This window comes from Janthinobacterium sp. Mn2066, from assembly GCF_049319705.1.
Taxonomy (GTDB): Bacteria; Pseudomonadota; Gammaproteobacteria; order Burkholderiales; family Burkholderiaceae_D; genus Janthinobacterium.
The window spans coordinates 319,813-341,663 of the sequence record NZ_JBMOUF010000007.1 but is presented as its reverse complement, the minus strand read 5'-3'; the positions used below and the strand labels follow the sequence as shown (position 1 = coordinate 341,663).

At 62.3% G+C, this 21,851-nt stretch carries 22 protein-coding genes; 8 read left to right on the top strand and 14 right to left on the bottom strand.

The window, feature by feature from the left end:
• Positions 1–69 precede the first annotated feature (69 nt).
• Complete coding sequence (locus tag ACL9RI_RS15985; RefSeq protein ID WP_422727501.1) at positions 70–933, bottom strand: beta/gamma crystallin-related protein; 864 nt, start codon at positions 931–933, stop codon at positions 70–72.
• 238 nt (positions 934–1,171) lie between these two features.
• Here ACL9RI_RS15985 and ACL9RI_RS15980 point away from each other — a divergent pair, with 238 nt between their 5' ends.
• Complete coding sequence (locus ACL9RI_RS15980) at positions 1,172–2,566, top strand: MATE family efflux transporter (protein WP_422727500.1); 1,395 nt, start codon at positions 1,172–1,174, stop codon at positions 2,564–2,566.
• 203 nt (positions 2,567–2,769) lie between these two features.
• Positions 2,770–4,983: an alpha/beta fold hydrolase gene (locus ACL9RI_RS15975; RefSeq protein WP_422727499.1), complete on the top strand. Its 2,214-nt coding sequence runs from the start codon at positions 2,770–2,772 to the stop codon at positions 4,981–4,983.
• Positions 4,984–5,055: 72 nt separating this feature from the next.
• Here the strand turns inward: ACL9RI_RS15975 and ACL9RI_RS15970 are convergent, their stop codons facing one another.
• The 3 genes from ACL9RI_RS15970 to ACL9RI_RS15960 form a co-directional block, all read right to left on the bottom strand.
• Positions 5,056–5,241 carry a CsbD family protein gene (locus ACL9RI_RS15970; RefSeq protein ID WP_183678528.1) on the bottom strand — a complete coding sequence of 62 codons (186 nt, stop codon included), beginning with the start codon at positions 5,239–5,241 and terminating at the stop codon, positions 5,056–5,058.
• Between the two features lie 152 nt (positions 5,242–5,393).
• Positions 5,394–6,053: a class I SAM-dependent methyltransferase gene (locus ACL9RI_RS15965; protein ID WP_422727498.1), complete on the bottom strand. Its 660-nt coding sequence runs from the start codon at positions 6,051–6,053 to the stop codon at positions 5,394–5,396.
• Positions 6,054–6,088: 35 nt separating this feature from the next.
• A complete protein-coding gene (locus tag ACL9RI_RS15960; RefSeq protein WP_422727497.1) occupies positions 6,089–8,152 on the bottom strand; it encodes a M13 family metallopeptidase in 2,064 nt (687 codons plus the stop codon).
• Positions 8,153–8,309: 157 nt separating this feature from the next.
• On the opposite strand from ACL9RI_RS15960, the gene ACL9RI_RS15955 reads away from it, so the two are divergent.
• Together ACL9RI_RS15955 and ACL9RI_RS15950 are read left to right on the top strand one after the other, a co-directional pair.
• Entirely contained in the window at positions 8,310–9,137 is an 828-nt protein-coding gene (locus ACL9RI_RS15955) for an HDOD domain-containing protein (RefSeq protein ID WP_422727496.1), read from the top strand.
• Positions 9,138–9,317: 180 nt separating this feature from the next.
• The gene (locus ACL9RI_RS15950; RefSeq protein WP_422727495.1) at positions 9,318–9,608 is read left to right on the top strand and encodes a flagellar protein FliT; all 291 of its coding nucleotides are present in this window, start codon (positions 9,318–9,320) and stop codon (positions 9,606–9,608) included.
• Between the two features lie 68 nt (positions 9,609–9,676).
• On the opposite strand, the gene ACL9RI_RS15945 is transcribed toward ACL9RI_RS15950, so the two are convergent.
• Positions 9,677–10,762, bottom strand: coding sequence for a hypothetical protein (locus ACL9RI_RS15945; protein ID WP_422727494.1), 1,086 nt, complete (start codon positions 10,760–10,762; stop codon positions 9,677–9,679).
• Positions 10,763–10,919: 157 nt separating this feature from the next.
• Between ACL9RI_RS15945 and fumC the strand changes: the two genes are divergently transcribed.
• The 3 genes from fumC to ACL9RI_RS15930 all read left to right on the top strand — a co-directional run bounded on the left by fumC (position 10,920) and on the right by ACL9RI_RS15930 (position 13,029).
• A complete protein-coding gene (gene fumC / locus ACL9RI_RS15940) occupies positions 10,920–12,314 on the top strand; it encodes a class II fumarate hydratase (RefSeq protein WP_422727493.1) in 1,395 nt (464 codons plus the stop codon).
• Between the two features lie 102 nt (positions 12,315–12,416).
• Positions 12,417–12,632, top strand: a complete 216-nt coding sequence (locus ACL9RI_RS15935; protein WP_422727492.1) for an RNA-binding S4 domain-containing protein — start codon at positions 12,417–12,419, stop codon at positions 12,630–12,632.
• 106 nt (positions 12,633–12,738) lie between these two features.
• On the top strand, positions 12,739–13,029 hold the full coding sequence (locus ACL9RI_RS15930) for a hypothetical protein (protein ID WP_422727491.1): 291 nt from the start codon (positions 12,739–12,741) through the stop codon (positions 13,027–13,029).
• Here ACL9RI_RS15930 and ACL9RI_RS15925 read toward each other — a convergent pair.
• The 8 genes from ACL9RI_RS15925 to ACL9RI_RS15890 all read right to left on the bottom strand — a co-directional run bounded on the left by ACL9RI_RS15925 (position 13,016) and on the right by ACL9RI_RS15890 (position 20,527).
• Complete coding sequence (locus tag ACL9RI_RS15925; protein ID WP_422727490.1) at positions 13,016–14,671, bottom strand: DUF692 family multinuclear iron-containing protein; 1,656 nt, start codon at positions 14,669–14,671, stop codon at positions 13,016–13,018. The genes ACL9RI_RS15930 and ACL9RI_RS15925 overlap by 14 nt on opposite strands.
• 23 nt (positions 14,672–14,694) lie before the next feature.
• Positions 14,695–14,985, bottom strand: a complete 291-nt coding sequence (locus ACL9RI_RS15920) for a DUF2282 domain-containing protein (RefSeq protein ID WP_422727489.1) — start codon at positions 14,983–14,985, stop codon at positions 14,695–14,697.
• A 237-nt stretch (positions 14,986–15,222) separates the two neighbouring features.
• Positions 15,223–15,423 carry a YjfB family protein gene (locus ACL9RI_RS15915; protein WP_422727488.1) on the bottom strand — a complete coding sequence of 67 codons (201 nt, stop codon included), beginning with the start codon at positions 15,421–15,423 and terminating at the stop codon, positions 15,223–15,225.
• A gap of 58 nt (positions 15,424–15,481) precedes the next feature.
• On the bottom strand, positions 15,482–16,018 hold the full coding sequence (mobB, locus tag ACL9RI_RS15910) for a molybdopterin-guanine dinucleotide biosynthesis protein B (RefSeq protein ID WP_422727487.1): 537 nt from the start codon (positions 16,016–16,018) through the stop codon (positions 15,482–15,484).
• A 116-nt stretch (positions 16,019–16,134) separates the two neighbouring features.
• The gene (locus ACL9RI_RS15905; RefSeq protein ID WP_422727486.1) at positions 16,135–17,583 is read right to left on the bottom strand and encodes an alkaline phosphatase family protein; all 1,449 of its coding nucleotides are present in this window, start codon (positions 17,581–17,583) and stop codon (positions 16,135–16,137) included.
• Positions 17,584–17,709: 126 nt separating this feature from the next.
• Positions 17,710–18,372, bottom strand: coding sequence for a general secretion pathway protein GspB (locus tag ACL9RI_RS15900; protein WP_422727485.1), 663 nt, complete (start codon positions 18,370–18,372; stop codon positions 17,710–17,712).
• A 1-nt stretch (position 18,373) separates the two neighbouring features.
• On the bottom strand, positions 18,374–19,972 hold the full coding sequence (locus tag ACL9RI_RS15895) for an AAA family ATPase (RefSeq protein WP_422727484.1): 1,599 nt from the start codon (positions 19,970–19,972) through the stop codon (positions 18,374–18,376).
• A 63-nt stretch (positions 19,973–20,035) separates the two neighbouring features.
• Positions 20,036–20,527 (bottom strand): hypothetical protein, encoded by a 492-nt coding sequence (locus ACL9RI_RS15890; protein ID WP_422727483.1) that lies wholly within the window; start codon positions 20,525–20,527, stop codon positions 20,036–20,038.
• A gap of 419 nt (positions 20,528–20,946) precedes the next feature.
• Here ACL9RI_RS15890 and ACL9RI_RS15885 point away from each other — a divergent pair, with 419 nt between their 5' ends.
• Entirely contained in the window at positions 20,947–21,156 is a 210-nt protein-coding gene (locus tag ACL9RI_RS15885; RefSeq protein ID WP_422727482.1) for a PEP-CTERM sorting domain-containing protein, read from the top strand.
• 64 nt (positions 21,157–21,220) lie between these two features.
• Here ACL9RI_RS15885 and ACL9RI_RS15880 read toward each other — a convergent pair whose 3' ends face one another.
• Complete coding sequence (locus ACL9RI_RS15880; RefSeq protein ID WP_422727481.1) at positions 21,221–21,505, bottom strand: hypothetical protein; 285 nt, start codon at positions 21,503–21,505, stop codon at positions 21,221–21,223.
• Positions 21,506–21,851 lie beyond the last annotated feature (346 nt).

Below are 21,851 nucleotides of genomic sequence, written 5' to 3'. Positions count from 1 at the left end.
AATATTCGTCGCGCATGCATGGCGGCCGCCCGCATGCGCTTGCATTCTTCAAGGTTGCCGGCTACTGCGTCAATCAAGGCGGCGCAGCGAAGAGATACTCTTGTCGAGTCCCTTCAGGTCGGGGTAATTCCCCGGCCCCATCACCTCGCACTTGCCGTTGTACTGGGAATCCTCGCACATCTCCCAGGTGCCCTCATGGACCACGATGGAGCTGGCCTGGTCATTGTAATTCATGCTCACCAAATCACGGACGTCGCGGTTGACGGACAGGCCTGGCCCCCGCATGTCGCTGCGCGCATACAACACCACCAGGTTATCGCCGCCGCGCGGCCGGTTGGCCTCGCGCGGATCGACCAGGCGCGCCGACGACACGCGGCCATTCAGGTCGCGGCCCAGGTCATCGTAGCTGCCAGGCCCGAAGACCTGGCAACTGCCTCTGTAATTGGAATCGCTGCACAACTGCCAGTAGCCGCGCTCGACGCGGATGCTGTTGGCGCGGTCGTTGAAACTGATGGCCATAAAATCGTCGCGGTCTGCATTCACGGGCGCCGACGCGCCGCGCTGGTTACGGTCAGAAAACAGCTCCAGCGCCGGGCGCGGGCCGCTACCGCCGCCGTCGCGTCCCGCTTCGCGTACCGATGAAATCTTGTCGTTCATGCCATCCAGCGAGCTGTAGTCGCCCGGTCCCAGGGTGCGGCACTGGCCACGGAACTCGGAATCCGTGCACACTTCCCAGCTGCCGGAACCGACCCGGATGCTGGAGGCGGTGTCGTTGAAATTGATACGCGACAGATCATCGCTGGCGTCGCGCAGCACCACCACGCGGCCACGGAAATTGACATCGGTATACAGGCTGATTTCACCTGCCTGCGCGGCGGCGTGGGATAGCAGGATGGCGGCACAGACCAGGGCGTGTTTCAGCGTACGGTTCATCGGTGGGTCTCCTGTAGTAAGAACTTAACAACATGGCGCCAGTGTAGCCGTCACACGAAAAAAACGGTGTAACAAAATATGAGAAATACACAAGAAATTGTTACTAAAAGCAATAATTGACAACCTGACAGCAGCCTCCCGCTCAAGGCCATGTCGCGCCCTTTCTGCCGGCGCGGGGACAAGTTGCTGCAATGTCAGTAAAATGCCCTGTTCCGTCATGTCGTCACGTCTGCCTTCAATGCCCCATACCACCTCGTTCACCGTCCCCGCCATCCGCAATGAAGTGTCCTCGCTGTGGAAGCTGGCCTGGCCCATCCTGATCGGCCAGCTGGCCACCGTTGGCATGGGCGCGGCCGACGTGGCGATGACGGGCCACACCAATCCCGAGGAACTGGCCGCCGTGTCGCTGGGCGCAGCCATCTGGTCCATCGTGCTGGTGACGGTGAGCGGCATCATGATGGCGATCAATACCCTGGTGGCGCATGAAATCGGCGCCGCGCGCCACGACAAGGTGCCGCACATCGTGCGCCAGGCGCTGTGGAAGGCGCTGGCCGTGGGCCTGGTGGCCTGCCTGCTGACCAATATGGCGGCGCTGGTGTTCGACCACCTGATGCTGGAACCGGCCGTGGCGGCCAAGGCCAAGCTGTTCGTGCACATCATCAGCTGCGCCCTGCCCGCCTTTGCCGCCTACCGCGCGCTGTATGGCTACAGCACCAGCATCAACCAGACCAAGCCGGTGATGGTAATCGCGCTGGCCGCGCTGGGCCTGAATATCCTGGTCAACTACCTGCTGATCTACGGCCACTGGGGCATGTCCAGGCTGGGCGGCATCGGCTGCGCGGTGGCCACCACCACCTGCGTGTGGATGATGCTGGTGGCGATGGTGCTGTGGATACGCCACGCCCCCGTCTACCGCCCCACGTATCCATTCAGCCACTGGGAAGGCCCGCAAACGGCCAGCATCGCCCCCATGCTGCGCCTGGGCCTGCCCATCGGCGTGACGTATTTTGCGGAAGTGAGCGCCTTCGGCATCATCAGCCTGCTGGTGGCGCGCTTTGGCGTGATCCAGGTATCGGCGCACCAGATCGCCCTCAATTTTTCCTCCGTGGTGTTCATGGTGCCGCTCACGTTCGGCATCGCGCTGGTGACCCGCGTGGGCCACGCAGTCGGTGAAAACAATCTGCGCCGGGCGCGCTTCATTGCCTGGGTAGGCGTGGCCATGTCGCTGACGGCGGCCGTGGTCTCGGCCATCGTCATTACCGTGTTCCGCCACCAGATCGCGCAAGCCTATACATCGGACCCGCAGGTACAGGCGCTGTGCGCGCAGCTGCTGCTGTTTGCCGCCCTGTTCCAGTTGTCCGATGCAACCCAGGTGGCCGCTTCGTGCGCGATCCGCGGCTACAAGGTGACGCGCCAGCCGATGCTGATCCAATTGCTGGCCTTCTGGGGCTTCTCGCTGCCGATCGGTTATGTGCTGGGCCTGGCGCCGCAAGGCTTCTTCCTGTCGCCAGCCGCGCCGATGGCCGCCACCGGTTTCTGGATCGGACTGGTGCTGGGCTTGACGGTGGCCGCCGTGCTGCTGACCTGGTATCTGAACCGGCTATCGCTGCGCCGCATGCACGCGGCCGTCTGAACGCAGGAAGGCGCGCAATTAATGCGGGCCACTCTTGCAGCTGGAAATACAAAATATCGCTGACCCTTGGCTTACACCGAAGTAAACAAGGCAATCACGGCCTTATTCCGTGCCCTGCCCTATCGCATTAAATGCCGTGCTCTGGTATCGTTTGTGGTCAGGCTTAGCGCTTGACCACCTCTTTTACTATCACCGAGACATCCATGCGTTTTCTTCTTTGTTTTCTGGCCGCGATGGCCAGCGTTCCTGCGGCAGCTGAAAAGCTGACCTTGGAACGCATCCATGCCGATCCGGCACTGTCCGGCCCCGGCGTGCGCTATCTGAAAGTATCGCCCGATGGCGAGCGCGTCACCTTCCTGCGCGGCCGTGCCGACAACCAGTTCCAGCTCGACCTGTGGGAATTCAAGCTGAAAGACAAGAGCACCCACCGCCTGGTCGATTCCAAGGCGCTGGTGCCGAATGAAACCATCTCGCCCGAAGAGCAGGCGCGCCGCGAGCGCGAACGCACGGCCAGCCTGAACGGCATTCTCAGCTACAGCTGGTCGCCCGATGGCAAGCAGCTGCTGGTGCCGCTGGCGGGCAATCTGTACCTGGTCGATGCGGCCAAGCCAGACCAGGCGCGCCTGGTCGCCAAGGGCAATGTGCTCGATCCGAAAATCTCGCCGAAAGGCCGCTACGTCTCCTTCGTGCGCGACCAGAACCTGTTCGTGATCGACCTGAAAACCAATGCCGAGCGCCAGCTGACCACCGACGGCAAGGGCACCATCCATAACGCCGAAGCCGAATTCGTGGCGCAGGAAGAAATGGGCCAGCGCACCGGTTACTACTGGGCGCCGGACGATAGCGCCATCGCCTACAAGCGCTATGACGAAACGCCGGTGCCGGTGGTGCGCCGCTTTGAAATCTTCGCCGACCGCACCGATGTCGTCGAACAGCGCTACCCTGCCGCCGGCGATCCGAACGTGCTGGTGCAACTGCGCATCGTCTCGCCGGAGACGGGCGTGCAGCGCCAGGTCGACCTGGGCAGCAATCCCGATATTTACCTGGTGCGCGCCGACTTCAGCGCCGACAGCAAATCGCTGGTCTACCAGCGCCAGTCGCGCGACCAGAAAACGCTGGACCTGGTCGCCGTCGATACGGCAACCCTGGCACAGCGCACCCTGCTGACGGAAACCTCGAAGACCTGGGTCAGCATCCATGACGACCTGCGCTTCCTGTCCAACGGCACCTTCTTATGGTCGTCCGAGCGCACGGGCCGCAACCACCTGTACCTGTACGACATGAGCGGCAAGCTGCTGCACGCCGTCACCAGCGGCGAATGGGGCATCGACAACGTACTGGCCGTGAATGAGAAAACCGGCAAGGTCTACGTCGCATCGAACCGCGACGCCGTGATCGACAAGCAAACCTACGCCCTGGCGCTGGACGGCAGCACGGCCGACAAGCCGCAGCGCGTGACCAAGGCCGACGGCTGGCACGACACGACCTTTGCCCGCAACGGCGCCGTCTTCGTCGATACGTATTCCGATCCATCGACGCCGCCGCAAGTGAGCATCCGCCGCCCTGACGGCAGCATGGTGGGCTGGCTGGAAGAAAACGCCCTGAACGCCGATCACCCCTACGCCAAATACAAGGCTGACCACCTGCCGACCGAATACGGCACCCTGAAATCGAACGATGGCCAGACCCTGTATTACTCGCTGGTGAAACCGTCGAACTTTGACGCATCGAAGCATTACCCAGTGTTCCTGTCGACCTATGGCGGCCCGCATTCGCAGCACGTGGCCCGCCGCTGGGGGAATACCTTCGACCAGTACATGGCGCAGCAAGGTTTTGTCGTATTCCGTCTCGATAACCGTGGCTCTTCGCGCCGCGAACGCGTCTTCACCGACGCCATCTACCATAACCTGGGCGCAGCGGAAGTGGCCGACCAGCTGGTGGGCATCGACTGGCTGGGCAAGCAAAGCTTCGTCGATCCGAAACGCATCGGCGTGTTCGGCTGGAGCTATGGCGGCTTCATGACCCTGCGCCTGCTGTCGGCTGCGTCCGACAAGATCGCCATGGGCGTGTCGGTAGCACCGGTGACCGACTGGTCGCTGTACGACACACACTACACGGAACAGTTCCTCGGCATGCCGAAGGAAGACGCAGACGGCTACCAGAAGAGCACAGTGTTCGCCCACCTGGACGGCCTGAAGTCGCCGCTGCTGCTGATCCACGGCATGGCGGACGATAACGTGCTGTTTACCAATACCACGCGCCTGATCGATGCACTGGTCAACCGTGGCGTGCAGTTCGACCTGATGACCTACCCTGGCGCCAAGCACGGCATCTCCTCGCGCGCAGGCCAGCGCCACGTGTACGCGAAGATCGCCGGCTTCTTCAAGAAAAACCTGGGGACCGAGGCAACCAAGTAAGCTGTTTTAACCCCAAATAAAAACCGCCGCCTGTCTCGCGACAGGCGGCGGTTTTTTCATGCGTACCGAAAATTATGGCTTGCGCGTGACGGTCTCGACCGCATCTTTCACATCGCCAACTTTCTTTTGCACTTTGCCTTCAGCCTGGTTGGCCAGGCCCTTGGCTTGTTGTTCCTGGCTGCCGACCAGTTTGCCAGCTTGCTCCTGGATTTTGCCGCCGACTTCCTTCAGTTTACCTTCGACTTGATCTTTGTTCATGATGGCTCCTCACTAGGTTGTACATCTGACGACGGCTCGTCAAGAGCCGTCTCGGGGGCTGACACTGCTAGTCGCGTGTCCATGAACAAATAGTATCTGTCGACGTTTATTGCCTCTGTACGGTTGCTAACACAGCACTGACAATCGTTTTTTCAGCGCTCCTTGCGCCAGACGGTCGCCAGCCACGGCTGCTGTTCGCGCGGCAAGCCGGCGGGACGATAGTAATGCTCGAGCAGGCTGAAACCGGCCGCCTGCAGATGGGCAAACCAGGTTTCTTCATCGTAATAACTGCCGTAGCGGGGACCGTTCCAGCCTTCCTGGTTCTGTCCGCGCGGGTTGGAACTGAACAGCACGCCACCAGGTTTCAAACCGGCGTGCAGCGCCCGCAGCACGCCGGGCAAGGCGGCGCTGGGCACGTGGAACAGCACGGCGTTGGCAAACACGCCGTCGAAGTGGCCGGCAGGCAGGTCGAGGTCGACGAAGTCCTGCTGCCAGACGGTGCAGCCGCTGTAGGCGCGCGCCATCTCGACAAAGCGCTGCGAGCCATCGACGCCGGTGGCGTGGTGGCCCAGCTCGGTGAATGCTTTCAGGTCGCGCCCGGGGCCGCAGCCCAGGTCGAGCAGGGAAAACGGCGCACTGCGCCCGCCCGCGGTTATCGCGTTCAGCAGCGCATCGATATTCTGGCGCACATCGTGGTCGCGCGTGCCTTCAAAAAACTGCTCGGCAGTCGCCTCGTAATGGGCCAGCGTGCGCTCCGTGATGGCGTGCAGCGCATCCTGCGCTGAGGATGATGTGGAGGGCTGATCGTTCATGGTATTCCTGTCGGTGAGCCCTCCATTGTAGCGTGCTACCAGACGCGCACGCGCTGCTCCGGCGCCAGGTACAGGCGCTGGCCCTGCTTGACGTCGAAGGCTGGGTACCAGGCATCGAGATTGCGCACGGTAGCGGCGCGGTATTGCGCCGGTGCGTGGCCGTTCGTCAGGATCTGCTGGCGTTCGGCCGCCTCACGCGCCTTGTTGCGCCAGCTGATGCCATAGCCGGTGAAGAACTCGCGGTCCGCGCCAGGCTGCACCGGCTTGCCCTGCTGCGACAGGGTGAATGCATCGTAGGCTGCCGACAATCCCGCCAGGTCGGCCAGGTTTTCACTGAGGGTCAGCTGGCCATTGACGGCCAGGTCAGGGAACGGTTTATAGGCAGAGAACTGCGCCACCAGCTGTTTCGAGGCCGCCTGGAAGTGGGCCAGGTCGGCCGGGGTCCACCAGTCGCGCCATTTGCCCTGGGCGTCGAACTGCGCGCCCTGGTCATCAAAACTGTGGCTGATCTCATGGCCGATGGTGGCGCCTATGCCGCCATAGTTGGCGGCATCCGACGCGTTCGGGTCGAAGAATGGCGGTTGCAAAATGGCGGCCGGGAAGTTCAGCGCATTTTGCAGCGGCAGATTGACGGCATTGACCAGCTGCGCCGGCATCGCCCATTCGGTGCGGTCGACCGGCTGGCCCAGCTTGGCCAGTTGCTGCTGATAATGGAATTGCTCGGCGCGCTGAGCATTGCCCAGCGCATCGCCGCGCACCACTTGCAAGCCTGCATAGCTGGCCCAGTGGTCGGGATAAGCCACGCCCACGTACAGGGTTTTGAGTTTTTCCTGCGCCTGCGCCTTGGTGGCGGGCGCCATCCAGTCCAGCTTGTCGATGCGGCGCGAGAAGGCAGCCACCAGCTTGCTGACCATCTCCTGTACGCGTGCTTTCGATTCAGGCGAGAAATAGCGTTCCACATACAGCTTGCCGACGGCGTCGCTCAGTGCGTCATTGGTGGCGGCCAGCGCGCGCTTGCTGCGCGCCGATTGCTGCGGCGTGCCGCTCAGGGCGCGGCCATAAAAGGCGAAGCGCTGATCGGCGGCGGCGCGCGGCAAGGTGGTGGAGAAATGGTTGATGGCGTGGAAAGCCAGGAAATCCTTCCAGGTGGCCAGCGGCACCTTGGACGCGAGGGCCGCGCTGCCCGTCATGGCGCTCGGATGCCAGACGATGAAATCTTTTTGTCCCGACAATCCCGCGCCTTCAAAGAACGCGGCCCAGTCCAGGCCCGGCGCCTTGCTGGCGAAATCCGCAGTCCGCCAGACGTTGTTGCCCTTGGCGACATCGGCCGAATCTTCGCGGCTGGCGTGGCTGGCGGCGATCTTTTGTTCCAGCGCAAACACGCGCGCGGCGCGGCCCTGCGCATCGCTGTAGCCGGCCAGCTTGAACAGGGTGGCGATATGCTTCTGGTATTCGCCGCGCAGCTGCTGCATGCGCGCGCTGTTGTCCAGGTAGTAGGCGCGGTCGGGCATGCCCAGGCCGCCCTGCAGCAGGTAGGCCACGTTGCGCGTGGTGTCGTTCAAGTCTTGCGCCACCCACAGGCCGAACAGGTTTTCAGTGAAAAAATTGGTCGAGTTGAGCGGATCGACATCGGCGCGCAAGCTCTCGCCCAGCGCGCGCGCCAGGCTGGCCTGGTCGTGCACGCTATCGATTTTCTTCAGCAGCGGTTTCAACGGCGCCCAGCCTTTCGCTTCGATAGCTGCTTCATCCATGTAGGAGCGGTAAAAATCGCTGATCTGGCGCGCTTCGGCGCTTTGCTCCGGCTTGGCTGCCAGGCCTTCGATCAGGCCGATGATGCGTTTATTGGTCTCGTCGGACAGGGTGGCAAACGAGCCCCAGCTGCTGCGGTCGGCGGGAATTTGCGTGTTGCGCACCCAGTCGCCATTGACGTAATTAAAGAAGTCATCGCCGGGCAAAACAGCCGCTGGCGCAGTGGCGGCAGGGGTAGCGGCAGGCGCGGCAGGACTGGCGGCAGAAGCGGCGTGGGCCGGCACGGCCAGGGCCAGCGCGAGGGCGGCGGACAGTGGGGCAATGCGCCAGGATGGGCGGCTAGCGTGCATGGAAATCCTTTCGTGATGGTCTTTGAAATCGTGGCTGAAATCATAGCCTGTTTGGCGACAAAAAGCGTTGTCGATATTTTTTGCAACAAGTCAAAAAAACGGCATATAGTTTCGTGACAGCCCCGCCGCTTGCCGCGCGAACAACAAGGAGAGTGCCATGCAACTTGAAGCGCTGTTTCAACACCCTCACGCCCTGCCCACTGCCCCCAAAATCGTCGATGAACTGGTGCGCAGTTTCGACAACCCTGCCGTTTCCACCGAAGAACTGGCCCGCAAGCTGGGCGCCGACCCGGCCCTGAGCGCCAAACTGCTGCGCCTGGCCAACTCGGCCTATTATCACGTCTCGCGCAGCATCGGCACGGTGGAAGACGCGGTGCTGATGCTGGGATTCGTGACCGTGCGCACCCTGGTCATCAGCTCCGGACTGGTCAGCGGCTTCAAGGCCGTGCCGGGACTGAACCTGCAGCAATTCTGGCGTTACAGCCTGCACAGCGCCGTCTCGGCCCGCTGGATCGCCAAACAGACGGGCGACAATACGGAACTGGCCTTCACCATCGGCATGATGCACGCCATCGGCCAGCTGGTGCTGCATGCGGCTGCGCCCGAGCAAGCCATGCAACTGGACAAGATCGCCCCACCATTCGACGCGCGCCGCCTCGATGCCGAACGCGTATCGCTCGGTTACAGCTATGCGGACGTGGGCGCGGAACTGGCGCGCCGCTGGAAGTTCCCGCCCGTTTTTGCCGACACCATCGCGGCTTTTCCCGATCCGCTGGCCGGCAACTCCCTCAACCGCATGGCGGCCGTGATCCACCTGGCCGCCTGGCGCGCCCGCATCGAGGAAAATCAGTTGAACAACGAAGAAATCATCGCCTGCTATCCCGGCGAGGTGGCTGAAGCACTCGGTTTGCCCCCTTCCATCATGGTCGACAAGATGCCGCCGCCTGCCACGCTCAGCGCTGGCCTGGAAGAGCTAGTACGCTAAATATTACTCGAAGGAAATCTTGCAAACCCCAGTATCCATGCGGCTTGCCGGGGAGCCGGCCGGTTTGATGTTTGTTTGAACACTACTTACACTTTCTTTCAAAAAATCACTCAAGTTTTCAGCCGCTTCGCCGTTATGCTAGCCATGTAGCACTTTTCCGTAACTTACCTGGAGAGGCTCATGACTCCCAACGACGTTCTCGCGATGTATGAAAATATTGCCGGACTGACTAATCAAATGGTCGCCGCCGCGCGGTCGAGCGACTGGGATGGTTTAAGTATCCTGGAAAAACAGTGCTCTCAAGAAACGAAATCAGTTCAGGCTGGCGCCGTGCCGCCACTATCTGCCGCAGCGCGCCAGCGCAAGATTGACTTGCTGAAACAAATACTGGCGAATGACCGTACCATCCGCGACATCACGGAGTTGCCCGTCACGCTGTTGCCGAACGGAATGCACAGGCTGCCAAACTGACAGACGAAAAAAAAAAGCGCCCGGGGCGCTTTTTTTACGTCTGCTCAACGCCTTACTGAACACCTCACTCAACGCGAAAATGGCGATGCCTCAGTCTGCGCCGGCGCATCATCCACTCCCTCCGTGACCTCGTCCACTGTTTCCGTCAAGACAGGCACTGGCGGCCGGCGAAATGGCTTGCGCAGCAAGACCCAGTATTTCGATGGCGGCCGGTCTGCGCCCTGCCCCTTGCGCTTGCGCCAGACATACACGATCACCGCCGTCAGCAGCAAAAAGAGCAGGACACCGAGTCCCAGCCACCACAGGCCGCCGCCGGACGGTTTCTTTTCCTTCACGGCTGGGGCTGCATGCAGGGGCTTGGGCTTGGCGTGCGGCGCTTCGGCGGCGGCTGGCGCGGCGGCAACAGCAGGAGCGACAGCGGGCACGGCCAGCGCCTTTTGCAAAGCGCCCACCTTGCCTTCCAACTCGCCCAATTTGTCATTCAAGGCGGCATTCTGTTGATTGAGCGCAATACAGCTTGCATCGGGTGCGGCAACGGCTTGCGGCGCGCAGGATGCCGCCGCCGGGATGGTCCGGCGCAGCGGCGGCCGCGGCAAGGGCACGGCAGGCGGCACGAACACGGCAGGCGGACGCAGCATGCCCTCGGCGCGCGCGCGGGCTGCCAGTGCGGCCGCATCGGGGGGCGGCGCAAGGGGCTTGGCCGGCAGGGCAGGTAATACGGCAAGAGGCACTGGCGCAGGAACAGGCGCAGCCGGCGCCGGTGTCAGCCAGACCGTTGCCAGGCGAACATTGGCGCCGCTACCGCTGCCCAGCACGAAATACAGGTGCACATGGCCCGCCGTAATCGCTTGCTGCGTTGTCACGTGCACATGGCGCCGGCCATCGCGCACGGCCTGGCTGATGGCCAGTCCTTGCAGGGCCGGGTCCATCGTGATGCCGCCGCCCTGGTACACATCGGGTGACGCCAGGCGTACGGGCAGGCCATTGGCCTCGTCTGGCGCCAGCGCCGTCAGCTCGATATCGGCCGACAGGGGCTGGCCCACGTGCGAGAGCGCGCTGATATCACCGAGTTCGGCCGCAAAAGCGCCGGGCATGGCCATGCTGGCGGCGGCACAGGCGATCAGGATCCGACGGGAAAATACACTGCTCTGCATGGATGAATCGCTTTGACAACAGGGAAAGGGGAGTACGTCCCCTATTAACGGCAGGAAATATGCAAAATAAAGGCTGAGCAGCACAGTATGGCCACGCCCTGTGCGTTTTTGGCGTCTGGAGTACACTCGAAGGACCAAAATCGATGAAAGGGATGCCATGAGTAGCAGAATCGAACGCGATAGTTTCGGCCCGATCGACGTACCCGCCGGTCAGTTGTGGGGAGCGCAAACGCAGCGCTCGCTGGAGCACTTCCATATTTCCACGGAAAAGATGCCGCCCGAACTGATCGCCGCCCTGGCCACCGTCAAGCGCGCGGCCGCCCACGTCAACCTGGACCTGGGCTTGTTAAGCGGCAAGAAGGCCGTCGCCATCACGCAAGCGGCCGATGAAGTGCTGGCTGGCAAACACCCCAGCGAATTTCCGCTGGCCGTCTGGCAGACGGGTTCCGGCACGCAAAGCAATATGAACATGAACGAAGTCCTGGCCAACCGGGGTTCCGAGCTGATGGGTGGCTTGCGCGGCGCCGAGCGCCTGCTGCACCCGAATGACGACGTGAATCTGGGGCAATCCTCGAACGATATCTTCCCCACCGCCATCCATGTGGCCGCCGCGCTGGCCGTCGCCAACACGGTCTTGCCCGCCCTGCGCCAGCTGCGGACCACCCTGGACACCAAGGCCACGCAATTTGCCGACATCGTCAAGATCGGCCGCACCCACTTGCAGGACGCCACGCCGCTGACCCTGGGCCAGGAATTTTCCGGCTATGTGGCGCAGCTGGACTTTGCCGAACATGTCATCACGGCATCCTTGCCACCGCTGCTGCAACTGGCGGCCGGCGGCACGGCCGTTGGCACGGGCTTGAACGCCCATGCCGAGTTTGCCGAGCGCATCGCCACCGAACTGGCGCGCCTGACGGGCCAGCCCTTTGCCAGCGCCAGCAACAAGTTTGCCGCCCTGGCCGCCCACGATGCGCTGGTCGCTTCGCATGGCGCACTGAAAACCCTGGCCACGGCCCTGATGAAAATCGCCAACGACGTGCGCTGGATGGCGTCCGGCCCACGCTCCGGCCTCGGTGAAATCACCATCCCTGAAAACGAACCGGGCAGTTCCATCATGCCGGGCAAGGTCAACCCTACCCAATGCGAAGCGCTGACCATGCTGTGTTGCCAGGTGTTCGGCAACGACGTGGCCATCACGGTGGGCGGCGCTTCGGGCAATTTCGAGCTCAATGTCTTCAAACCCCTGATTGCGCACAATTTCCTGCAAAGCGCCCGCCTGCTGGGCGATGGCATGCGCAGCTTCGACGAGCATTGCGCACACGGCATCGAACCGAACCGCGAGCGCATCGCCGAACTGATGGAACGTTCCTTGATGCTGGTCACGGCACTGGCGCCGCATATCGGCTATGACAAGGCTGCGCAAATCGCCAAGCAGGCACAGCATGAAGGCACGACCCTGAAAGCCGCGGCATTGGGCCTGGGCTTCGTGACAGAGGAGCAATTTGCAACGTGGATCGTGCCACTGGAGATGACGCGCCCCAACAAAAGCTGATGCCTTGCCTGCATCCCAGACGGCTTGATGTAAACTAGGCGTAACAAATTGGTTGATATTGTCACCCAGTGCCAAAAACATATTATTGCAATAAGGGATACAATGCAAAAAGTAAGCTTTGATTTGACCTCCGAATTCATCGAGCTGAACCAGCTGCTCAAGCTGGTCGGCTTGTGTGACAGCGGTGGCGCCGGCAAGGTCATGGTCGACAGCGGCGTGGTGAAGGTCGACGGCAAGCAGGAATTGCGCAAGACCGCCAAGATCCGCGCAGGACAGGTGGTCAGCGTGGCCGACATCCGCATCACCGTGGTCGGCTGACGAACAAAGACTGGGGCGCAGCCGCGCTCCAGGACGGGCGCCGGCCAGTACGTGTTTATGTAGACTAATCGACATATATGCATCGATATTGCGGAAGGGGGAAGCCATGGACCATCCCGAGCACGGTACGCACGATCAGGAGCGCCTGATCGCTGACTTGCGGCAAGTCATAGAAAATGCGGAAGAATTGCTCCGCAACACAGATAAATACACGAGCACCCTGTATCAAAGTGCACGCGCCAGGCTGGAAGTAGCGCTGGTGGCCGCCATGGCGGAACTGAGCCGCTTCGAGGAAGAACAGCTGACGCGCATGATGGCCGCCACCGAGGCCGCCAACGCCTTATGCCACGACCAGACGGGAGAAGCGCGATTGTTGCGCGCTTTTAGCCAGCCTTGACAGCGTCTTGGCGCATCTCCGTCAAGACGGCGTGATCCAGCCAGTGGCGCAGCTGGGCGCCCAGGTCAAAGTCTTCATCGAGCTCAAACGCTGCATCGAGCGCCGCGCCAAAGCTTTGCCCTTGCTGCAGCAGCGACAGCGCGGCGTGGCCAGCCGCATCGAGCGCCACCGCCTGCGCCTTCCATTGCGGCCGGCATACCAGCACATAAGTATCGCCAGCCAGGTTTTCGGGAAACACGCCCTTGCCTTCACCCTCCTGATGCGCTTGCCACAAGGCCAGTACTTGCCATGGCGACGCAATCAGCGTGCACGCCGGATGCACGCCAAAGCGGCTCGTTTCAAGCTGGTCGGGCGTCAAGGCCGCCAGCATGCTGGCCGGCAAGGCTGCCGCATCGGGCGCGTAATGGGCACGATGCAAGGCCCACTCCAGGCGCGCCATGTCCGGCAAGTAGGGCAACTCGGCCGCAGGCGGGAAGCCCTCCAGGAAGGTGGCAAACTGGGCGCCGAACTGGTTCAGGTCAGGATCTTGCGAGGGATAAACCTTGCCATAGGCGCGGGCCAGGCCGCCAAAGAATTCCTCGCCCACCAGCGCCAGCACGACGGGATAGGCATGGCCCAGGGTACGCCGCCAGGTAGCGCCCAGGTTGCCCCGGTATAGGGCCAGGCGTTCGGCGGACGATGCGGATTGCATCTGCGGCAAGACGGCCTCGCTGTGCGCCATGTCCAGCAGTGCAGCGGCAAATGCTTGCTGGCTGGCTTCCAGCGCCGGGGCCGGCAGCGCGGGCGTTATCGGGACACGCGATACTTGCCAGGGTGCGGGCGGGCGGTGCGGCGCCATCAGGCTGCGCGCCTTGTCCGCTTCGTCGAGCAAGACTTCCAGCGCGGGCACATCGGTATCCCATTCGATCAGGGTCGGCACCTGACCAAACCGCTGCAAGGCTGCCGCATACAAGGCCCACACGGGTTCAGCCACGCGCGCCCCATGATGGTCGATCACGGCGTGCGGCGTGACGAGGTGGCCGGCAAGGTGAAATTCGCCCACGCTGCCCGGAGCGATGGCCTGCAGGGCAGCGAGCGCATCTTCGCCGTGGTTGCACTGGTTCACATACAGGTTATTGATATCGAGCAGCAAGCCACAGCCACTGCGGCGGGCCAGTTCGGCCAGGAATTGCGCTTCGCTCATGCTATCGCCATGAAAGCGCAGATAAGTGGAGACATTCTCCAGCAAGATCGGCCTTTGCAAGGCATCTTGCACCCGCCCGACCCGTTCGCACAGCAAGTCCAGCGCCGCGTTATCTAGGCGCAAAGGCAACAAGTCATTCAGTTGATGCTGGGCGACAGCGCCCCAACACAGGTGTTCAGAAACCAGCGCCGGCTCGATCTGCTCTACCAGCTGGCGTACGCGCACCAGATGCCGCTCAGAAAAACCGCACGCCGAGCCCAGCCCCAGGCCGACGCCATGCAGGCTCAGTGCATAGTCCGCCCGCAAGGTGGACAGCACTTGCCAGTCCCAGCCAGAGCGGGCCAGATAATTTTCCGTGTGCACTTCCAGCCAGTCGACGGCGGGCCGGGCTGCAAGGAAGTCGCGGTAATGGCTGGCGCGCAAGCCGACGCCCACGCCGGCCAGCGCATGGGTGGGCAAAAGCGGGCGGGCAGCGGCGATGATTACTTGGCCTTCTTGGCGGCCTTGACAGGCTTCAGGGAACCGCCCGCCTGGGTGCACGTGCCCTTGGCAACATAGGCCCACTCGCCTGGCAAGTTATCCTGCGTTGCCTGTCCGGCGCAGGAATGGGCGCCATCGGCAGAGGCGCAGTCATTCTGGCCTGCCTTGGCGACGCCGTAGCATTTTTCCTTGTCGCCAGCAGTGGCGGGCGCATCGTGCGCAGCTGCACTGACGGCGCTGGTGGCGCACAGGCCTGCGAGAGCAGCGGCGACGAAGGCTTGACGTTTATTCATGGTGTTCCTCTTGCAAGTGATAGATAAATGGGAGCAGGCGCATGCCAGGCCAGGCAGCCACGCTGCCGCCGGCACAGTGATTCTACTGAATTGGCGGCGTCGTGGCGAACATTGACGCTTTTAATCTACGCGGGTACGCGGGCAAAAGCTAAAACGCCCACGCGCCACCGTCAACAACGGTGGTGTGGGCAGGCTGAAGCCAGCTCAGGCGCGGGGATCACGCCTGATGACGCGCTGTCAGGCGGTCGTATTGATGCGGTTACCCAGGTGAGCAGGCAGATTCGGCGCCGCTGGCACAGGCGGCAAGGCGGCCAGCAAGGCGGTGGCGGTGGAACTCTGCACTTCCTGTGCTTTTTTCAGCACAGACAAGCCGACGGCTTGCCGCGTTCCTGTCTCCGCGATCGTGGTTGACAGTTGAGCAATGCTTCCGACGTCCATGGCGTTCTCCAGTAAGGGTCTACCTGTATTAACGGGCAGCTCGGGCAATACTTTAGTCTTATTTTTCCAGCCAGTCCTGATGCCACTGCAGCAACCAGCCCAACACGTCCCTGGGCGCATTCAAGTCCAGCCAGACGAGTCCGGCACGCAAGTCGTCCGGCGCCGGGCTATCCGAGACCACGGCGATCACGTGCGGGTCGTGCGGGTACAGTGGCATTTGCCCCACTTCAACACGAAATACCTCCAGCTTGGGAATGGGATCCTGCTTGAAGCCTTCCACCAGGGTCAGGTCTGCCGGCCCCATGCGGGCCAGCTGCTGGACCAGGGTCGGTTCGGGCGCGCCGCGCAACTCGTGCACGATGGCGTAACGATACGGCGAAGCCACCATCACTTCGGCCGCGCCAGCCAGGCGCAAGCGGGCGCTATCCTTGTGCGGCGGCTCCAGCGCCAGGTCATGGTGGCTATGCTTGACCAGGTTGACACGCAGGCCACGCGCCGCCAGTTGTTGCACCAGATACTCCAGCAAGGTTGTCTTGCCGCTGCCGGAACGGCCTATGACGCCCAGTACCGGGTGTGCGGGCATGGATACTTGCATGATTGTCGTCCTCTCGTCCTCTTTTGTCGGTGAGTGCAGCTTGCTGTGAGTGCTTGAGTGCTGCTTAGCGTGAATGCACCTTATTATACGAGCCGCCTGACAGTTTCTTCCGCCACTCAGCCACTGCCCTCCCCGTCGTCCAGCAGCGCCATCCTCGCTGGCACATGCACATCGGAAAGACCATGCTTTTTCCGCCGCCGGCCGAGCGACTGCGCTCCGCCACCTTTGCCACTTTGCCCACTCTTGCCACCACTCCTGCCGCTCTTGCCACTTTTACCATTGGCCGCCAGCGCATTTTTCGCGCCGCGGGCCAGTTGCCGATGGGCGGCGATCGCGCCCGCCTCGGCATCCGATATGGCTGGCGCGGACGATACGCCCGTCAGCCTGGCCACGGGCGCGAAATCGGCGGCGCGCAGCTCTGCTTCCCAGCACGCGCGCTGGGCTGGCACGCTGTCGGGCACGCCAGGCGCAGGCCGCGGCTGCGCCAGCGTCAATGCCACTCCCAGGCTGCCAGCAGCGGCCACGCGGGCGCCCATGTCGGGCAGGACGCCGTGATCATCGGTGCAAAAACGCTGCAAGATGGTTTTAATGATGGACGTGTGGTCCAGTAACGCGTGGCAGACACTGGCTGGCGATACCAGCGGCGACACCAGCAAGGCGGGCACGCGCACGCCATACTGGCGAAAAGCGGGATCGTCGTCTTCGGCCGGGCCGGGCGCCACGTGATCGAAGAAGCCGCCGTGCTCGTCATAGCACAGGACCAGCAAGGTGCGCGGCCAGGCCGGCCCCTGCGACAGCGCCTGGTAGACCTGCGCCACCAGCGCCTGGCCGGCGCGGATATCGGCTGGCGGATGGTCGTCATTGGCAAAGAAGTGGGGATCGATCCAGCTGACCGAGGGCAAGGCGCCGGCCAGCGCATCGCCGATGAAGCCATAGCGGCGCTGGCGCGAACCGAATGGTTCATAACATTCGGAGGAGCGGTAATGGTCGTCCGTCAGGGCCAGGCTCCACGGTTTCCAGGCGGAATAAAATTTCCAGCTGACCAGGGAGCGCTCCAGCTGGCGCACAAATGATTTATTGACATACAGGGGCACGCGCTTGCTGTCCCTGCTGCCGGCCGCCTTGCCGCTAATGGCGTACAGGCGGTTTGGCCAGGTCGCGCCCGGCACCGAACTATGCCAGCGGTCACAGACGCAAAATTGCCGCGCCAGGAAGTCATACATGGGCAAGTCGCCCGCATTGTAGTAACCCATGACCAGGTCGATGTCGGGATCGCCCGGATGCGTTTGCGCATAATCGTCGACAAAGCCGCCATTCCTGTTTTGCAGCTGCACCGCCACCGACGCGCCCGTATGCGATGGATCCTGCTGGGGACCCAATGCCGTGCGCTGCAAATGGTGGATCGGGTAATGCACGCCGCCATGCGTGTTGGCGTATCCGGCGTGCAAGCCATCGATATCGCTGCGTCCACCCTCCAGGCTCAGATAGCCCAGCATGTGGTCGAAGGAACGGTTTTCCATCATCAGCACGACGATATGGTCGATCTGCGCCAGATTGCCCACCATGATTGCACTCCCGGCTGGCCTGCCTGCGAGGCGCACGACGGCGCCAACAGCAGTTCGACCCGGTCCCGTCCGCCGGGTTCCACTGACCTTGGCCTGGCTTGATATGCAACAACGACCGGGCTGCCGTCAATACGGCATCTTGTAGCGGTAGCCCTTGAAGTTGAAGATGGCCGCCTTCGGCTGCAACTTTTCCAGCACCAGGCCCGGCGCCAGTTCCTCGCCTTCATGGCGCAGCACCTTGTCGATCAGCAACAATCGGTCTTCCGGATTTTTCGAATAGATATAGCCGCCCAGGACGATGGGCGGAATTTGCTGCCGGATTGGGTCCGGCAAGTCGCGCAGGCCGGGTATCACCTCTTCCGCTGGCGCGCTGGCGGGCGCCGCCGCTGCCGCCTTGGCGACGGGCTGGGGCTGCGGCTTCGATTCAGGCACGGGCGCCACCTTGACGGGTGCGGGCGCCGGTGCTGCCGGCACAGACACTGGCGCAGGCGCAACGACGGCCGGGAGCGCAGCCGGAACCGGAACCGGAACCGGGACCGGAGCGGGGGCTGGGGCTGGGGCTGGGACCGGGACCGCAGCCAGCACCGGCTGTTGCCACGGCCGCCACCAGAGCAATGCCGCCAGCACGGCCAGGCTGGCGGCGCCCAGCGCCAGCCACACCGGCAAGCGGCTGCTGCCAGCCAGGCCATGCGCCTGGTGCAGCGGCAGTTGCGGCGCGTGGATGGATGGCAACTCGCCCAGTTGGCGCTCGGCCTGCGATTTTTTCAGTGCTTCCAGAATATACGACATCTTATTTCCCCGCGACCATGGCCGCTGTGGCTGCCGTGGCAGCCGACAGGCGCGGCTCTGTATTGTTGTCGCCCAGCTGCATCAGGCGCATGAAAGTCTTCGGTCCCGCCAGGCCATCGGCCTTCAGCTGCTGTTCTTGCTGGAAGTCGCGCAACAGCTTTTGCATGGCATCGTCCAGCGGCAGGTTGCCCGCTGGCGGCGGCAAGCCATGCAATTGCGCCAGGCGGCGCGCCAGCCAATCGACGTCGGCGCCACGGGCGCCGACGGGCACTTCATCGCGCCAGCCGCGCGGCGCGCGCCAGAAGGTGACGAAACTGCCATCGCTGCGCCGTGCCAGTTCTGCCAGCGGCAAGGTTTGCTGTTTGCCATCGAGCAGCACGCTGGCTTGCTCGCCATGCAGGCCGGTCAGCAATACCAGCTCCTCCCCACCGCCCGTCTCGGACAATACCAGCATGGCTGGCCGGTCCAGCACGCGCAGCTCGGCGATGCCGCCGCGGCTTTGCAGACAGCGCAAACCTGCACGGGCGCCCGCCTGGCAGGCATCGCCGGCCGGCAATTGCTCACCCCACAAACTGGCCAGCTGGCGCAAGACGGCGTTGCGGTCCGGCACCGCCACCCTGGCGGCCGGCACAGGCGCAACGGCCGCCACCGGCGCCTGCGCCGGCTGGGCCACGGGCGCGTGCGCCGGTGCAAAATGCCAGGCCAGCGCAGCCGTCACCACGGCGCCAGCCAGCACGCCGGCCGCCACCTGCGGCCAGCGCCAGCCTTGCGTACGGGATGCCGCGCCCTCTTCCGCAAACACTTCCTGCGCCGCCTGGCGCAAGATCTTGCGCGTCACGTGCCGCTGGTTTTCCACATAGGCGCCCAGCAATGCCCGGTCGCACAACAGGTTGATGCGGCGCGGCACGCCATGGCTCAAGGCATGGATCTGCGCCATCAGGCTGACAGCAAAGGGCTGCTGCGCCGTGCTGCCCGCTACCGCCAGACGGTGGTGGATGTAGCTGGCCGTTTCGTCGGCCGACAGGGATCCGAGGTGATAGCGGGCGATCACGCGCTGCGCCAGCTGCTCCAGCTCCGGCCGCGCCAGCATGGTGCGCAATTCAGGCTGGCCGATCAATATGATTTGCAGCAACTTGCGCTCGCTCGTTTCCAGGTTCGTCAGCAAGCGCAATTGTTCGAGTACGGCGGCCGACAGGTTTTGCGCTTCGTCGATGATCAGCACATTGTTCTTGCCCTGCGCATGGCTGGCCAGCAAATGCGTATTGATCGCATCGACATAGCCTTTCACGCTGGCAACGCCGGGCGCCAGGCTGATGCGAAATTCCTCGCAGATCGAGTGCAGCAATTCTTCCACCGACAGCTTGGGATTGAAAATATAGGCCAACTGGCAATTGTCGGGGATCTGCTCCATGAAGCAGCGGCACACAGTGGTCTTGCCGGCGCCGATTTCGCCCGTCAGCAAGACAAAGCCGCCGCCGCTACCCACGCCATACAGCAAATGCGCCAGCGCTTCACGGTGGCGCTCGCTCATGAACAGGTAGCGGGGATCGGGGGCGATCGAAAACGGCGATTGCTTGAGCTGAAAATAATGCGTGTACATGAAGACCCTGCGGATGGAGAATCAGGTGGCACAGTCAGGCGCGGCAGCAGACAAGCCGTGCGCTCAACGGGTATGCTTGGGCGGTAACGGCTTGTATCTGGCGCAATAGACTTTCGCCTTGCGAGCAAAGTAGACGATTTTACTGCCAGGCACGGAAGTACGGACAGGAAATGCGGAATTATCGGCCTTGCTGAAAGCCATGCCCGACGCAGTGCGAATGGCCGGCACCAGTTTCTCCGGCGTGCTGTCGAGCACCGCGCCCATGAATACGAGGGGACTGGTGTCGTCGCTGACGATCACGTCGGTAACGGGCGCGCCCCACAGGGTGGCGTCGGTGCGGAACCAGTAGGCGCCGCCCTCATGCTTGTAGGCCGGGCCGAAGGCGCTCAGCAGGTAGGCATAAAAAGCCTTGTTGTCGAGATGATCGATACACAGCACCGCATTGCCCACCACCTGGCCGAAGGTGCTCGGCGGCGCTTTTTTCTGCGCCACCGCGCTGACGGCCGGCAACAATGCCAAGGCGGCCGCCAGGGTCAAGCCTGTCAGGTAGCGCATGCTCATCGGGCTAACGCTTGCGCTCTTCTTTCTTGATCTTCTTGGCTTCCTTTTTTTCCTTCATGGATTTCGCGGGCTCCTTCTTGCTTTCCTTCTTGCTGTCCTGTGCCTTGCTCATCATGTGCTCCATGCGCCTGGGCGGTTTGCCCAGCCCATTATGACACTGCAGCGTGAAAATGCCACGTCATTTCCCGGCCAGATCCACTGCATGCCTCAGCCCCAGCGTGCAATAAAAACAAAAAGACATTCCAAATTTATATGTATTGTGCTTAAATACAGGGAAAGTACAAAAAGATATGAAGCCATCATGTGCGGGCACAAGCCCCTCGTCGTGGACAAGACTACACGCTGGAGACAGGGCATGCGCCGGATTCATTTCGGCCATACGTATTCAGATTGCAGCCTCGAACGGACACACCATGATGAAAAAGTTGATCCTGCTAACCGCAGCCCTGACCCTGTCAGCCAGCAGCAATCTCGCCGGCGCCGATTCCACGCGGCATCACCTCAGCCAGCTGCCCAGCCCACAACCCTACGAACCGAGCACGCCAGCGCTGCTGATGATCGCTGCCGGCCTGCTGGTCTTGCGCATGCGCAATCAAAGCAACGACAGCTTCGTCGGCAAATAGTGTCCAGACAGCAAAACGGCCGCGCCAGGCGGCCGTTTGGCTAACTACCTACTCCCACACTACATCAGTGCAGGCACAGGCGCCGGCGCGTCTTCTCGAGCAGCACCGTATCGTAGGGATACAGGCACTCGGTAAACAACATTTCCGTTTCCGCCTCGTCTTCCAGGCACATCGCCAGCATGGTCGGGCCATCGTCCAGGCGGCCGAGGAATTCTTTCGGCCAGCGATTCTTGCGATGGGCGCGCATCACTTCCATGCCCAGAGCCGCCAACGGCGCCGGCACACCGGCGGCCAGCGCCTCGCTCTGCCACTCGTCCCAATACTCGCTTTTTGCTGCCTTGTCGTTCATCTGCTGTCTTCCAACTGAGGTCTAAAAGGCGGACTGTACTCCTGATGACCAGCCTTGCCAAGCATGCTCCCAAGCAAACCTCAAGCCTTGCTGGCCGCATGCCTGTAAAAAATTGGCATTGAACAAGGCCAATTTCAATACCATTCGCAGCAGCAACAAAAACCTTTCATAACAATGACTTACAGCAACACCTTCGGCCAGCCGCATAAACTTTATGGCAGTTTATTCAATACCACTTAAATACCTGTTGACAAGCCACCGGGCCGACAATATAGTGCCTTCAGCTTTTCCCAACTATCAATAAAACACAAGGGAACAGGCGCAATCAACCATAGCCGGACTGCAT

Excerpts from the sequence above, each read along its gene's own strand:
- ACL9RI_RS15985 (WP_422727501.1), bottom strand. The coding sequence starts at position 933 with ATGAACCGTACGCTGAAACACGCCCTGGTCTGTGCCGCCATCCTGCTA.
- ACL9RI_RS15980 (WP_422727500.1), top strand. The coding sequence starts at position 1,172 with ATGCCCCATACCACCTCGTTCACCGTCCCCGCCATCCGCAATGAAGTG.
- ACL9RI_RS15975 (WP_422727499.1), top strand. The coding sequence starts at position 2,770 with ATGCGTTTTCTTCTTTGTTTTCTGGCCGCGATGGCCAGCGTTCCTGCG.
- ACL9RI_RS15970 (WP_183678528.1), bottom strand. The coding sequence starts at position 5,241 with ATGAACAAAGATCAAGTCGAAGGTAAACTGAAGGAAGTCGGCGGCAAA.
- ACL9RI_RS15965 (WP_422727498.1), bottom strand. The coding sequence starts at position 6,053 with ATGAACGATCAGCCCTCCACATCATCCTCAGCGCAGGATGCGCTGCAC.
- ACL9RI_RS15960 (WP_422727497.1), bottom strand. The coding sequence starts at position 8,152 with ATGCACGCTAGCCGCCCATCCTGGCGCATTGCCCCACTGTCCGCCGCC.
- ACL9RI_RS15955 (WP_422727496.1), top strand. The coding sequence starts at position 8,310 with ATGCAACTTGAAGCGCTGTTTCAACACCCTCACGCCCTGCCCACTGCC.
- ACL9RI_RS15950 (WP_422727495.1), top strand. The coding sequence starts at position 9,318 with ATGACTCCCAACGACGTTCTCGCGATGTATGAAAATATTGCCGGACTG.
- ACL9RI_RS15945 (WP_422727494.1), bottom strand. The coding sequence starts at position 10,762 with ATGCAGAGCAGTGTATTTTCCCGTCGGATCCTGATCGCCTGTGCCGCC.
- fumC (WP_422727493.1), top strand. The coding sequence starts at position 10,920 with ATGAGTAGCAGAATCGAACGCGATAGTTTCGGCCCGATCGACGTACCC.
- ACL9RI_RS15935 (WP_422727492.1), top strand. The coding sequence starts at position 12,417 with ATGCAAAAAGTAAGCTTTGATTTGACCTCCGAATTCATCGAGCTGAAC.
- ACL9RI_RS15930 (WP_422727491.1), top strand. The coding sequence starts at position 12,739 with ATGGACCATCCCGAGCACGGTACGCACGATCAGGAGCGCCTGATCGCT.
- ACL9RI_RS15920 (WP_422727489.1), bottom strand. The coding sequence starts at position 14,985 with ATGAATAAACGTCAAGCCTTCGTCGCCGCTGCTCTCGCAGGCCTGTGC.
- ACL9RI_RS15915 (WP_422727488.1), bottom strand. The coding sequence starts at position 15,423 with ATGGACGTCGGAAGCATTGCTCAACTGTCAACCACGATCGCGGAGACA.
- mobB (WP_422727487.1), bottom strand. The coding sequence starts at position 16,018 with ATGCAAGTATCCATGCCCGCACACCCGGTACTGGGCGTCATAGGCCGT.
- ACL9RI_RS15905 (WP_422727486.1), bottom strand. The coding sequence starts at position 17,583 with ATGGTGGGCAATCTGGCGCAGATCGACCATATCGTCGTGCTGATGATG.
- ACL9RI_RS15900 (WP_422727485.1), bottom strand. The coding sequence starts at position 18,372 with ATGTCGTATATTCTGGAAGCACTGAAAAAATCGCAGGCCGAGCGCCAA.
- ACL9RI_RS15895 (WP_422727484.1), bottom strand. The coding sequence starts at position 19,972 with ATGTACACGCATTATTTTCAGCTCAAGCAATCGCCGTTTTCGATCGCC.
- ACL9RI_RS15890 (WP_422727483.1), bottom strand. The coding sequence starts at position 20,527 with ATGCGCTACCTGACAGGCTTGACCCTGGCGGCCGCCTTGGCATTGTTG.
- ACL9RI_RS15885 (WP_422727482.1), top strand. The coding sequence starts at position 20,947 with ATGATGAAAAAGTTGATCCTGCTAACCGCAGCCCTGACCCTGTCAGCC.
- ACL9RI_RS15880 (WP_422727481.1), bottom strand. The coding sequence starts at position 21,505 with ATGAACGACAAGGCAGCAAAAAGCGAGTATTGGGACGAGTGGCAGAGC.